Consider the following 13,229-nt stretch of genomic DNA (forward strand, 5'->3'; position numbering starts at 1 on the left):
GATGTCCAGCCGACGTCACACGCGCTGTGTGGTGATGAAGCGGCGGAGCGAGTCCGCGACGAGTTCCGGCATCTCGGCCGCGATGAAGTGTCCTCCGATCCCGAGGTCGTTCCAGTGGACGATGTCGGTGAACAGGCGCTCTGCCATGGCCCGCGGGGCACGTTCGATCTCCTGCCCGCCGAGGGTGACCGACACGGGTTGCGTGACGCGATCCTCCGCGGTGAAGGGGTCGGGCTCGACATCCTGCCGGTAGTAGACCCGGTTCGCACTTCCGACGGTGCCCGTCGCCCAGTACAACATCAGCGTTTCGAGGAAGACGTGGAAGAGCGGGCCTTCCGATCGCCATTGGCGGCCCGGTGACTCCGACCAGGAACGCCACTTGTCGAGCATCCAGGCGGCCAGGCCGACGGGGGAGTCCTGCAGCCCGTAGGCGAGAGTCGTCGGCCGGGTGGACTGGATGGCCATGTAGCCGGACTCCACCGCATCCCACGCTGCGGCCTTCTCGAGATAGGTGACTTCCTCGCGACTGCGCAGCCGAGCGTCGATCGGCAGCTGCGGCAGGCCCGGTTCGGTCGTGTGGTATCCCCGCACGAGGTCGGGGTGACGCTGGGCGAGACGAACAGCCGTGCCCGCGGCGATGTCGTACGCGTGTACCCAGATCGGTTGGGGCGTGAGGGCGCGGATCGCCTCGGCCAGCGCATCCGCGGTCTGCGTGTGATTCGGCCCCGGCGCCGGGCGCCGCGAGGACAGGCCGAAGCCGGGCAGCGACGGCACGAGGACATCGAAGGGTTCACGACCGGCTGCGCGGGGGGAAGCGAGTTCGCGCGCGAGAACGTCCATCTCCGCGAAAGAGCTCGGCCACCCGTGCAGCAGCACGATCGTCCCCCGCGCCTGCGCGGGTCGGCGCCGCAGGACGTGGAGGCCGCCGAGGCCCGTGTCCACGACGGCGTTCTCGGCCGACGCCCATTGCTCGAGCGTGCCCCGCCAGTCGAGTCGCGACCATGCGGCGAGGACGGCGCGCACGTCGGCGGAGGAGACTCCGTAGTGATCTTCGATCGGATCGGGAAACCGGGTCTGAGCGATCCTGCGCCGTACCTCGTCCATGGCCCGTTCGGCGTCCGCCCGCAACTCGTCAAACGTCATGGTGATTCGCTCCCCCGTCAGTTCGTCACGGGCAGGGTGAGGACCTGGTCGACACCACCCGCGATGGAGACGGGGACGACTGCGCTGTTCCCTCGGAAGTTCGATGACCCGCCCGCGACCACGATCCGGAGCCGATGGTCAGTGGCAAAGCGGTGGGCGATGGCGGGGAGGGTCACGGTGAACGGGGAGCCGACATCGGGGATGCGCACGGGAGCCACGAGTTTGTGTATCAGGGTGGCTGAGCCGGAGGCATCGACGTCTTCGAGTTTGACGAACAGGACGAGTTTGCCGGTGTCGCCGCTGCTTTGGGTCAGCGCCGCAGTCGGGGCATCGACCTTCAGCTTCAGCGTCGGAGAGCCGACGACATCGAGCGGGGCGCCGAGCGGGGCCGAGGTCCACCGTGCGGTCGTCCCCGGCAGGTCGAGGTCTTCGGGGAGAACCGCACTGACACTGCCGAAAGCGTGAACGGGGTCGATAGAGGTCGGCACGCCCCCGGGTGCGGTCAGAAACGACTGCCGGTCTGCCGTGACTGCGCCGCTGTCGGCGGTGAGTGCGCCGGTGCCGGACAGCATGTACGACCGCGTGGCCTCGACGGGGTACGACGAGGTGGAAGCGTACGCGGGGGCCGCCGACCCGGAGTAGCCGATCCAATCGCGGAAGTAGGCGAACTCCGGGCCCGTCGAGACAGGCAGGTCCTTCAGGTACCGATCGAACCAGGTGAGGATCCGCGCGGAGAGGTACTCGTTGTCGAAGTCTGGGGCAGAACCGGTGAACTCCCCGGTCACTCCCGCGTCGCCGTCGTGCCCGAACTCGTGCCAGATCATGCTGACCGGAGTGCCCTGGGCCTTCAGGGCCGTATACGTCGCGATCGCCTCGTTGAGGTCGAAGAGGGTGTCGTTCTGCCCCTGCCCGAGCAGGACCGGGACGGTGATCTCGCTGACATACGAAGACACCGAGTGCGCGCGTGCCGCGTCGATCTGTGAAGCGGTGGGAGCGCCGGTGATGAGCCCGGTCACCACCGAGTCGCAGAAGAACTGCGCGAGTCCTGGGCAGGTGGACACCGTCGTCGGGTTGATCGGCCGGGACAGGCTGCTTCCCGCGGCAAAGGCGAGAAGACTCGCTGCCCACACGGTCTTCCCGGCGCCCGGGGTCGAGGACGACACACCCGACGTGGTCGAGGTGCCGTTCGGCGCGAGGGAGTAGGCGAGGTCGTTCCACGTTGCCATGGGCACGATCGTGTCGATCCGGTGATCCACACTGGCGGCGGCGAACTCCGTCCCGGCGCCGTAGGAGATCCCGACCATTCCCACTCGCGGGTCGTTCGGGCGCGCGGTGCCGTCGTGGTCCTGCGCATCGCGCACGATGGTCTGCAGGGGAGGGGCCGCGGTTGTGAGAGCCGAGTCCAGGTAGGCGATGCCGCCGTCGCCTCCGAGGTAGTCGACCAACCGGCTGGCCGCGCGTCCGTCGATCTCCGGGTCGTTCACGCTCACGGTGCACGACGATCCTCCCCAGCCCAAGCCCGAGTACGCCAGGAAGGCGTACCCGCGAACCGCGAAGGCCTTGCCGATCCCGGCGAGATCCGCCTTGGACCCGCCCCATCCGTTCGTCGCCATGATCGCGGGCACAGGGTGCGAGGCGCTCGCGTCCGATGGCAGATAGAGGTCGCCTTCGATGCGGCAGGAGGGGTCTGACCCCGAGGCGACTCCGGTGTCGAAGAAGAGGGCCTGTGTCGTGAAGCCGGCGTCGGCGTGAGCGGCCGGTACGACACCTCCTAGGAGGAACGATGCCGCCACCGTGGCGGCGACGAGGCGGGCTGTCTTCCGGGGTTCGTGCATGAGTCGACTCCTTTGTCGATCGAATGTGGTGGAGGTGACGCCCCTCAACAGCCGCAGCTGCTGCGCAGGGCGAGGTGAACAGGGAGGGTGATGTGTCGGGCCTCGCCGCCCGAGATCTGCTCGGTGAGGAGGTCGACCGCGGTTCGGCCGAGCTCTTCCATCGGCTGGCGGACGGTCGTCAGGCTGGGAGTGGTGAGGCGTCCCGCGAGGATGCCGTCGAAGCCGGTCACGGCGACGTCATCGGGTGCCCGGAGGCCCAGCGGATGCAAGGCCTCCATCACCCCCAGAGCCGTCTGGTCGCTGACGCAGACGAAGGCGTCGGGGAGGGGCTTGTCTCGTGCCTCCTCGACGAACGCGTCACGGGTTCCCGTACGGCCGCTGGCGGACACCCGGGTGATCTCGGGGATCGGCAGACCGGCGTCGCGGAGAGCATCTTCGAACCCGAGCCGCCGCTCGCGGTAGTCCAAGGCCACGGTCGGCCGCCCGACGAACTCGAGGCGGCGGTGTCCGTGAACCGTGATGAGGTGAGAGACGAGTGCTCGCATCCCGGCGCGGTTGTCGACCGTGACGCTCCCGACCTGGAGGCCCGCGCGGGCGGCCTCGGAGACCATCACCATGGGCTTCGTCCGTGCGAGGAGCTGCAGCATTTCGTCGGACATGACGTGGGGGAGAAGGATCACCCCGTCCACGCGGCGAGCGAGATCATCGAGCGCTATCCCGCCTGCGTCGAGCGACTGCCAGCCGACGGTGAGGGGGGTCTTGCGCACCGTGCACTCCAGCTCGACGCCACGGAGCACTTCATCGGCGAACAGGGGATACAGGCGCACGCGCTCGGAACGCTCATCGACCACCTCCACCTCGGAACCAGACGGGCGTGAGGCGCGCAGGTACTCGTCGTCCTCATGGCCGCCGAAGGAGTACAGCCCGATCGAGCCCGTCTGTCGTTCGGCGAGCCCGCGCGCGAGCCCGCTCGGGACATACCCGAGCGACTGCACGGTCTGGGCGATTGCCTCCCGCGTCGATGCGGAGACCTTCTCGGGGTCCCGGAAGTACCGTGACACCGTTGCCGTCGAGACCCCTGCGGCAGCGGCCACGTCGTACACCGTCGGTGCTGACCCCATAGACGCATCTCCTTCTCGATCTCGGTTATGACGACACGCAGCATCCGGATGGACGCTGCTTGCGTAAAACAAATGTACGCGCGTACATTGGGCGCCGCAAGCCTCGATACGGGGGCATGAACGAAGGCGTTCGAGAGGAAGAACAGATGCTCAACAAGCGAGCGGCCCTTGTGGTCGGGATCATGCTGGCCGTCGGCGTGACGGTCTCGGGGTGCTCAAGGGACTCGCGACCCGGGGCCGACACCACCCCCGCGACGCTGAGCGATGGGCCGGCGACGGGCACGATTGAGCTGTGGGCTCAGGGAACCGAAGCCGATCTGCTGGGAACCGTTGTCAAAGGCTTCGAGGACGAGAATCCAGACGTCACGGTGAACATCACAGCGATCCCATGGGCGTCCGCTCACCAGAAGTATCAAACAGCGATCGCCGGGGGCTCCACGCCCGACCTCGCGCAGATGGGCACCACCTGGATGGCGGACTTCGCGAACGCGTTCGCCGAGGTGCCCGCCGCCGTCGATACCAGCGGCATCTTCGACTCGGCCACGTCCGCGGCGACGGTGGCGGGCAAGACCGTGGGGGTTCCGTGGTACGTCGACGTACGGGCGCTCTTCTACCGCACCGATCTGGCCGAGAAGGCGGGATACGCCACCCCGCCTCGCACCTGGACAGAGCTGAAGGATATGGCAGCGGCGCTGCAGAGCAAGGCGGGAGCCACCTACGGGATACAGCTGCCGACCGGTGCCACCGCCGACGATTTCCAGGGCATCCTTCCGTTCCTGTGGTCGAGCGGCGCCTCGCTGACGGATGCGGACGAGTCGAAGTGGACGCTCGACACGCCCGAAATGGTGAACGGGATGGCGTACGTGAACTCGTACTTCGAGGACGGCATCGCCGACCGCAATCCGAACACCGCGGTGGGCGGCGTCGTCTCCGGCTTCGTCGACGGCACGGCTCCGATGCTCGTCACCTCCCCGATCGCCATCAGCCTGTTCAACGAAGCGGGCGGAAGCGACTTCGACAGCAAGATCGGTGTGGCACCGCTTCCGACCGAGAAGTCGGCGACGTCGTTCGTCGGCGGTTCCGATCTCGTCGTGTTCAAGGACGCGCCGAACGCCGACGCGGCGTGGAAGCTGGTCCAGTACCTGAATCGGCCGGAGGTGCAGGCGGACTTCTACACGATGAGCGGTGACCTGCCCGCGCAGGAGTCCGCGTGGTCGACGGGGACGCTGGGCACGGACGCGCGGCTGCAGGTGTTCAAGGAGCAGCTGGACGACGCCAAGTCGCCGCCCGCGTTGACCACGTGGACCCAGGTGAGCGCGGCAGGTGACAAGGCGCTGGAGTCGATGGTGCGCGGGGGTGTGTCGCCGGAGGACGCGCTTCGGCAACTGCAGTCGGCTGCGGACACGGCCGGGATGGGTCGATGAGTCGAGCTGATCTGGCGGGGGTGGGCACGCGTGCTCCGCGGGCCCGCCCTCGCCCCGTTGCGCACAGGGCGGCTTTGGTGCCGTGGCTTTTCGTGGCGCCTTTTCTCATCGTCTTCGCGGTGTTCACACTGTTGCCCCTCATTTCCTCCTTCGCGATGTCGTTCACCGACTTTCGGGCGACCGATGTGCAGGCGCCGTTCGGGGTCGGCTTTGTGGGCTTCGCCCAGTACGCGGCAGTGCTCGGGAACGCGCAGTTCTTGCACGCCGCCGGAAACACCGCATACTTCGTCCTCGTCGGCATCCCGCTCTGCATGGCGATCGCGATGGCGTTGGCGGTCGCCCTCAACTCCGGAATCGGGCGTGTGCGGGTGCTGTTCCGCGTCGGCTTCTATGTGCCGGTCGTCACCAGTATCGTCGCGGTGGCCACCGGCTGGCGGTTCATCCTCCAAGCGGACGGACCGTTGAACGGAGTGCTCTCACTCATCGGCATCGAGGGGCCGGACTGGTTGAACAGCACCACATGGGCGATGCCGGCTCTCATCGTGATGACGACATGGCGCAACGTCGGCACACTGATGATCATCTTCCTGGCCGGTCTCCAATCGATCCCGGCCGAGATCTACGAGGCGGGGATGCTCGACGGCGCCGGGGGGTGGCGCCGGTTCCGGAGCATCACCCTTCCGATGATGCGCCCCACCCTGCTGCTCGGCAGCGTGCTGCTCACGGTGGGCTTCCTGCAGTTCTTCGAGGAAGCGTTCGTCATGACGAACGGCGGGCCTCTCGACTCGACACTGTCCCTCACCTACTTCACCTACAACCAGTTCGGATTCGGCCAGTACGGGCTCGCCGCCGCCGCGAGCTACGTGCTCTTCGTGGTGATCGCGCTCGTCAACCTGGTGCAGTTCCGCGCCCTTCGAGCGAAGGACTGAGATGACACCGTCCGATACTGCGCCGCGGAAGACCTCGCGGCGAACCCGGCAGAACGCGAGCCGAGCTCTGGTCCTGATCGTTCTGTCGATCGGCCTCGCCGTCACCCTCCTGCCACTCGTGTGGATGGTGCTCAGTTCGTTCAAGACGCAGGGCGATATTCTCGGGGACCCCACGGCGTGGCTCCCTCGGCACTTCACGTGGGAGAACTACCTGCAGTGGCTTGGTCCGCTCGATATCGGCCGGTACTTCATGAACACCCTCGTGGTGGCTCTCGTGACCGTCCTCGGCAATCTGCTGTTCTGCTCGATGGCGGGTTACGCGCTCGCGAAGATGCGCTTTCGGGGGCGCGGTCTGGTGTTCGCCCTGGTCCTCGTGACCCTGATGATCCCCGCCGTCGTCACCTTCATTCCGATGTTCGTCGTCGTGAGCAAGCTCGGTCTCCTGAACACCTACGCGGCGCTGTTCCTGCCGTTCCTCGCCTCCCCGCTCGGGGTCTTCCTGATGCGGCAGTTCATCGGAAGTCTGCCGGACTCGCTTCTCGAAGCGGCCCGGATCGACGGGGCGGGGGAGCTGAGGATCTTCGTACGTATCGTTCTCCCCCTCAGTGGACCCGCCCTCGCGACACTGGCGATCCTCACTTTCCTCACCTCGTGGAACAACTTCCTCTGGCCGCTCGTCGCCGCCCAGGGGCAGTCGACCTACACGCTGCCCATCGCTCTGTCGCTCTTCTCCGTCGGCAGCCAGGCCACCGACTACGGTCTGCTCCTCGCCGGTTCCGTCCTCGTCATCGCCCCGGTCGTCCTGCTCTTCATCGCCCTTCAGAAGTACTTCACGCAGAGCATCATCGGGTCGGCCATCAAATGATCGAAAGGCCACGCATGTCTGAACGCCACTTCCCCTCCTCCTTCCTGTGGGGTGCCTCCACCGCGGCGCACCAGGTCGAAGGCAACAACGTCAACTCGGACTGGTGGGAGCTCGAGCACACGGGGGAGGAGGCGATCGCGGAGCCGAGCGGTGACGCAGCGGACAGCTTTCACCGCTATCCGCAGGACATCGCGCTGCTCGGCGAGCTCGGCCTCGGCGCGTACCGCTTCAGTTTCGAATGGGCGCGGATCGAGCCGGAGCAGGGCTACTTCTCACGGGCGATGCTCCAGCACTACCGACGGATGGTGGACACCACGATCCAGGCGGGGCTGGTGCCGGTGGTCACGCTCCACCACTTCACCAACCCGCGCTGGTTCGCCAAGCAGGGCGGCTGGTCTGCGGCGGGCGCAGTCGATGCCTTCGCCCGATACGTGGAGACGGTGGCGCCATTACTCCACGACGTGCCCTGGGTCGTCACGATCAACGAGCCGAACATGGTCGCCGCACTTCTCGGCATCCGAGAGGCCGTTTCGTCGGGGATCACCGCGGCGCCGAGCGTCTGCGCGACGGAGGCCCTCATCGCCGCGCATCGTCGAGCGAGAGAAATCCTGCAGCCGTTGGCGGGAGCGACGGGGTGGTCCGTCGCGAATCAGGCCTATCACGCCGTGCCCGGGTGCGAGGAAGAGATGGTCGCGTATCGGCATCCCCGCGAGGACGTGTTCTTGGAAGCGGCGCGCGAAGACGACTTCGTCGGCGTGCAGGCGTATCTGCGGACCTTCGTCGGAAAGGAAGGGCCGGTGCCCGTCCGCGAGGACGTGGAAAAGACGCTGACCGGCTGGGAGTACTTCCCGCAGGCTCTCGGGATCGCGGCGCGCCACACGGCGGCGGTGACCGGAGGCACCCCGATACTCGTGACCGAGAACGGCATCGCGACCGCAGACGACCGCCGCCGGATCGACTACACCCACGAAGCGCTCGTCGGCCTGCACGAGGCGATAGCGGACGGGGTGGACGTGCGCGGGTATCTCCATTGGTCCGCGCTCGACAACTACGAATGGGGGTCGTACCGACCGACGTTCGGACTCATCGAGTGGGACTCGCGCACCTTCGAGCGCTCCATCAAGCCCAGCGGTCGATGGCTCGGTCGTGTCGCACAGTCGGGAGTTCTCGGTCATCCGGACGCGCCCGTCGGCGAGGGAGGGGAGTTCTCGCGATGACCACGCTTGCAGACCTGGATCTCGAACCGGGCATCCGCCACTGGCTCTCCCTGCTCGAGGAGACCGCTCCCGACGTTCCCGGCCTCGACAGTACCGACCTGCGGACACAACGCGAGGCCGGTCGTCGGCTCTCCGACCTCGTCGCAGCCGACTGCACCCTTCCTTCCCCGGAGGGCATCGTCGTCGATGACGTGACCGTGGACGGTCCGGAGGGGGTGGTGCGGCTGCGGCGCTATCGGCCGTCCGCGTCTCCCGGTCCGCTTCCGACCCAGCTGTGGCTGCACGGTGGGGGCTTCGTCGGCGGCTCCGTCGACGAACTGATCAACGACCGGCTCTGCGCGCGGCGAGCATCCGATGTCGGCATGCAAGTGCTTTCTCTCGACTACCGACTCGCGCCGGAGCACCCGTATCCCGCGCCCGTGCTCGATGCTCTCGCCGCGGTGGATGCCCTCGCGGCTGCTCCAGCGGAGTTCGGCGTTGACCTTTCTCGGCTGGGCATCGGGGGAGCCTCAGCCGGCGCGGCGATCGCTGCCAGCACCGCCCTCCGTCTTCGAGGACCGGACACGCCGCAGCTCGTCCATCTCGCCCTCGACGTGCCCGTCGTCGCAATGGAGCCAATGGGCGCCTCAGCGGAAAAGTACGCGACCGGGTTCGGTCTCGACGGGCTCGACCGACTCATCGGAATGTACGTCGGCCCGCACGGTCCCGCCGACGAGTACATCGCACCACTCGACGTCGCTGACCTGTCGGGCCTTCCTCGGACGCTGGTCATGGTCGCTGAGCATGACCCTCTCCGCGACGCCGGCGTGCGCTTCGCTGCTCGGCTTTCAGAGGCAAGTGTTCCGGTGAACGTCGTCGTCGGTGCAGGGCATGTCCATGGGTCGGCCGCACAGACCGCCGTTTCCGCCGCCGCCCGCGACTGGGGACGTACCTCTGCGCGTCACCTTCTCCGTGCCTACTCGTGAACGCCTTGCGCAGGCTCGGCTGAGCCATGCGCCGGCTGCTTCCGCATCTGCCTGGCGAGCCGACTCGGAACTCGCGGCGAAATCATCGAGGCGCTCGCGCTTCCCCGCTGCGGTGGCGAGGGTCGGACGCGTCTACGACGCTCAGCGCGGCGGCGCCAGCAGCCCGCCGAGGGCCCCGAGCACGTCGGCGAGGGGGATCGAGGGCTCCAGAAGCCACTGGACCTGCAGGCCGTCGGAGGCCGCGATGAGCAGCGCGGCGACCTGATCGGGGTCGCAGTCGGCACGGACGCGGCCGTCGGCCTGCTCGGCACGGAGACGGTCGGCGAGCTCTTCGCGCAAACGGGCGAAACGGTCGGTGAAGTACTCGCGAGCGGTGGCACTGTCGGCCTTGAGCGAGGCCGCGACGAGGGTCGTGTAGAGCTCGACGAGGCCCGGGACCGAGGTGTTGTTCGCGGCCGAGTCGGTCAGCGACGACAGGGCGGTCGCATCAGGGGCGGCGGGCGTCGACCTGGCCGCGTGGTCGTAGACGGCGACGAGCAGCTGCTCACGCGAGTCGAAGTAGTGCAGGAGCGCGGCGTGAGAGACGCCGAGGGCGCGCGCGATGCTCCTGAGCGACGCGCCTTCGGCACCGCGTTCGGCGAAGACGCCGATCGCGCGATCGAGGATCTCCTGCCGCCGAGCGACGCCTTTCGTGTACGCGCCGGAGCGTCCGAGGCGCTCGTCGTCCTCGTTGGCGGCATCCTCGGCCTCGTCGTCGGTGGTCACCCCGTCAGTGTAGGGGAGGGAAAAGCGTCCAGTGGTCGGTTTTGTGATAGCGTTCCGGCAATGCCCTCGGCGCCCACCCGCGGTGCCCTCGACGACGAGCAAGGAAAGGTCCGATGTCGCTCCCTATCCCCTCCGTCCAGCTCTACACGCTGGCCGCCGAATTCACCGCTGACCCGGGCGGATCGCTCGACCGCCTCGCGGCGATCGGTCTGCGCAACGTCGAGGCGTTCGACTTCGTCCGCCGCCCCGCCGAGATCCGGGCGGCCCTGGATGCCAGTGGCCTCGCCTCGCCCACCGGGCACGCCCCGCTGCTCTCGGACGAGCTGTGGACACCGGACGGCTCGATTCCCACGCCCGCCCCCGAGGTCGTCTTCGAGGCCGCCGCCGAGATCGGCATCTCGACCGTGATCGATCCCTTCGTCGACCCCGCCCGCTGGGTGACCGCGGACGGCATCGCCGACATCGCCGAGCGTCTGAACAAGGCCGCCGATGTCGCCGCCACCTTCGGACTCAACGTCGGTTACCACAACCACGCGCAGGAGTTCCTCATCGACGTCGACGGCACGAGCGGCTTCGAGCACTTCGTGTCGCTGACCGACGAGCGCGTCGCCATCGAGCTCGACCTCTTCTGGGCGCTGACCGGCGGCCAGGACGTGCCGGCTCTCGTCGAGCGACTCGGGTCGCGCCTGGTGGCCGTGCACGTCAAGGACGGCATCGTCCCCGTGCCGAACCCCTTCGCCCCCGACGCCGACCGTAGCGCCACGCGTCAGCTCGACCAGCGTCGCCCGGGTGAGGGCCAGGTGCCCCTCGTCGAGGCCATGCACCGTGCCGTCGCCGTGAAGTACGCGGTCATCGAGTACGACCAGGCCCCGGGCGACGTCTTCGACGACATCGCCGCCAGCTACGCGTTCCTGCTCGAGAAGGGTCTCGCCGCGTGAGCGCCCCCGTGGGGGTCGGCATCATCGGTGCCGGCGTCATCAGCGACACCTACCTCGAGAACCTCACGTCGTTCCCCGACGTGAGTGTGCTCGCCGTCGGCGACATCGACCCCGAACGCGCTCGCGTGAAGGCCGAGAAGTACGGCGTCGCCTCGTGGGGCACCGCCGACGCCGTACTCGCCGACCCCGACGTGCAGGTGGTCGTGAACCTCACGATCCCCGCCGTGCACGTCGAGGTCTCCTCCGCCGCGATCGCCGCGGGCAAGCACGTCTGGACCGAGAAGCCGCTCGGCCTCGACCGCGCCGGCACCGCGCAGCTCCTGCGCGACGCCGAGGCCGCGGGCCTGCGCATCGGCTCCGCGCCCGACACCGTGCTCGGCCCCGGCTTCCAGTCCGCCAAGCGCGCGGTCCTCGACGGCGTGATCGGCCAGCCGGTGTTCGCGCAGGCCTCGTTCCAGACGCAGGGGCCCGACCTCTGGCATCCGGGACCGCAGTTCCTCTTCGCGCGCGGTGCCGGTCCCCTGCTCGACATGGGCCCGTACTACCTGACGGCTCTCGTGAGCCTGCTCGGTCCGGTGGACCGGGTCGCGGCTCTCGGGGCGAAGCCGCAGGCGCAGCGCGAGATCCACGCCGGTCCCGACGAGGGCACGTTCTTCGACGTCGAGGTGCCCACCACCGTGCAGCTGCTCGCGGCGTTCGAGGGCGGCCAGCAGGCGCAGGGGCAGTTCAGCTTCGACTCGGCGCTCGAGCGTCACGGAGTGCTCGAGATCCACGGAACCGAGGGCACGATCGTGCTGCCCGACCCCAACCGTTTCGAGGGTCCGACCCGCTACGTGAAGCCGCTCGGCGTGCTGCGCGACGGCGCCCGGTTCGACCAGCCCTGGATCGACGTCGAGCAGGAGGGCGTGGTCGTCGGCCGTGGCCTGGGTCTGCTCGACATGGTCCGGGCGATCGCCGAGGACCGACCGCACGTCGCCACCGGCGAGCTCGGCTACCACGTGCTCGACATCATGCTGTCGGCCGAAGAATCGATCGAGAACGCCGCCTTCACGACCGTCGAGAGCACGCTTGCGGCTCCCGTGCCCGTCGTGCCGCGCGACTTCGACCCCTTCGCCCGCACGATCTGATCCCCGCGAACCCCGCCTGACGGCTCCGCGATGCGGTGCCGCCTAGCGGGGTTCGTCGTCGATGCCGCCCACCGCGTCGGCGTCAGAGAAGGTCCCACGCGACGGCCGCGTACAGGCGAGCGAGCTCCGCGATGGCTCGCGGTGTCGGGGCGAACTCGTGCCCGCCGATGCGCGACACCGCGGAGACGCCGATGGAGTTGGCGAGGAACGCGCCCGTGAACTGTGCGGCGGACTCCAGGGTGATCGGAGCTGTCCGCGCGGGGCGGCCCTCGCGGGCGAGCTGCTCGTCGAGGAGTTGCCACGTGATGCCGTGCAGCGCCGGGCCGTCCGGCCAGACCACGCCGTCCGCGTCGAGGAAGCCGACATTGGCGATCGTCGTCTCCGAGATGCGGCCGTCTGGCCCGACGAGGAGAGCGTCGTCGAACCCCGCACTCTCGGCCTGCTCGCCGTAGCGGATCTGCGCGAACGCGCCGACGTGCTTGATGTGCGCGAACGGCCGCACGTACGGCACCGGAAGCAGGGCCTGGGGCGCGTCGGTCGCGTCGACGGGAGGGCGCACGACCGTCATGATGCGGACGTCGCCCGGCCGCTCTTCGTACAGCGTGACGCGCAGGTAGCAATCCGGGTGATCGGCGACGGCGACTCGCATCCGGTCTCGAACCAGCGCGGCATCCACCTCGGTGCCGTACAGCTCGGCATGCGCGCCGGTGAGCCGCAGGAAGTGGTGGTCCAGCCCTCGCGTGGCGCCGTCGCGCACCTGCATCGCGGTGAAGTGCCCGTGGTTGACCAGGGCGAGGTGCGCCAGCTGCGCCGCCGTGGCCGCGGAGCCGTCGATCAGGATCACGGGAGGCGTTGCGGTCATGTCTCCACGCTACGACGGTGGGGGAGTGGCGGAGCCCT

General features: G+C 68.4%; 12 protein-coding genes. 7 read left to right on the forward strand and 5 right to left on the reverse strand.

All coding sequences use genetic code 11. From position 1 onward, the window contains the following. Positions 1 to 15: 15 nt before the first annotated feature. From PIR02_08140 to PIR02_08150, 3 genes are read right to left on the reverse strand one after another with little or no spacing between them, the layout of a single operon-like run. Positions 16 to 1,143 carry an alpha/beta fold hydrolase gene (locus PIR02_08140; GenBank protein WZH38635.1) on the reverse strand — a complete coding sequence of 376 codons (1,128 nt, stop codon included), beginning with the start codon at positions 1,141 to 1,143 and terminating at the stop codon, positions 16 to 18. 17 nt (positions 1,144 to 1,160) lie between these two features. Beyond that, the gene (locus PIR02_08145) at positions 1,161 to 2,978 is read right to left on the reverse strand and encodes a CocE/NonD family hydrolase (GenBank protein WZH38636.1); all 1,818 of its coding nucleotides are present in this window, start codon (positions 2,976 to 2,978) and stop codon (positions 1,161 to 1,163) included. A 44-nt stretch (positions 2,979 to 3,022) separates the two neighbouring features. Then, positions 3,023 to 4,099: a LacI family DNA-binding transcriptional regulator gene (locus tag PIR02_08150; protein WZH38637.1), complete on the reverse strand. Its 1,077-nt coding sequence runs from the start codon at positions 4,097 to 4,099 to the stop codon at positions 3,023 to 3,025. 146 nt (positions 4,100 to 4,245) lie between these two features. On the opposite strand from PIR02_08150, the gene PIR02_08155 reads away from it, so the two are divergent. From PIR02_08155 to PIR02_08175, 5 genes are read left to right on the forward strand one after another with little or no spacing between them, the layout of a single operon-like run. Then, complete coding sequence (locus PIR02_08155; protein WZH38638.1) at positions 4,246 to 5,523, forward strand: sugar ABC transporter substrate-binding protein; 1,278 nt, start codon at positions 4,246 to 4,248, stop codon at positions 5,521 to 5,523. Next, positions 5,520 to 6,452 (forward strand): sugar ABC transporter permease, encoded by a 933-nt coding sequence (locus PIR02_08160; protein WZH38639.1) that lies wholly within the window; start codon positions 5,520 to 5,522, stop codon positions 6,450 to 6,452. The genes PIR02_08155 and PIR02_08160 overlap by 4 nt, the downstream gene beginning before the upstream one ends. Position 6,453: 1 nt before the next feature. After that, entirely contained in the window at positions 6,454 to 7,317 is an 864-nt protein-coding gene (locus PIR02_08165) for a carbohydrate ABC transporter permease (GenBank protein ID WZH38640.1), read from the forward strand. Between the two features lie 14 nt (positions 7,318 to 7,331). Further along, entirely contained in the window at positions 7,332 to 8,534 is a 1,203-nt protein-coding gene (locus PIR02_08170; GenBank protein ID WZH38641.1) for a family 1 glycosylhydrolase, read from the forward strand. Further along, entirely contained in the window at positions 8,531 to 9,499 is a 969-nt protein-coding gene (locus tag PIR02_08175; GenBank protein WZH38642.1) for an alpha/beta hydrolase fold domain-containing protein, read from the forward strand. Before PIR02_08170 ends, PIR02_08175 begins: the two co-directional genes overlap by 4 nt. Before the next feature lie 141 nt (positions 9,500 to 9,640). Here the strand turns inward: PIR02_08175 and PIR02_08180 are convergent, their stop codons facing one another. Next, on the reverse strand, positions 9,641 to 10,264 hold the full coding sequence (locus PIR02_08180; protein ID WZH38643.1) for a TetR/AcrR family transcriptional regulator: 624 nt from the start codon (positions 10,262 to 10,264) through the stop codon (positions 9,641 to 9,643). Between the two features lie 113 nt (positions 10,265 to 10,377). Here PIR02_08180 and PIR02_08185 point away from each other — a divergent pair, with 113 nt between their 5' ends. Both PIR02_08185 and PIR02_08190 read left to right on the forward strand, forming a co-directional pair. Then, entirely contained in the window at positions 10,378 to 11,202 is an 825-nt protein-coding gene (locus tag PIR02_08185) for a sugar phosphate isomerase/epimerase (protein WZH38644.1), read from the forward strand. Continuing rightward, positions 11,199 to 12,329: a Gfo/Idh/MocA family oxidoreductase gene (locus PIR02_08190; protein WZH38645.1), complete on the forward strand. Its 1,131-nt coding sequence runs from the start codon at positions 11,199 to 11,201 to the stop codon at positions 12,327 to 12,329. Before PIR02_08185 ends, PIR02_08190 begins: the two co-directional genes overlap by 4 nt. Before the next feature lie 82 nt (positions 12,330 to 12,411). Here PIR02_08190 and PIR02_08195 read toward each other — a convergent pair whose 3' ends face one another. Next, positions 12,412 to 13,191, reverse strand: coding sequence for an aminotransferase class IV (locus tag PIR02_08195; GenBank protein ID WZH38646.1), 780 nt, complete (start codon positions 13,189 to 13,191; stop codon positions 12,412 to 12,414). Between the last annotated feature and the right edge of the window lie 38 nt (positions 13,192 to 13,229).

The sequence above is a fragment of the Microbacterium enclense genome, assembly GCA_038182865.1.
Taxonomy (GTDB): Bacteria; Actinomycetota; Actinomycetes; order Actinomycetales; family Microbacteriaceae; genus Microbacterium; species Microbacterium enclense_B.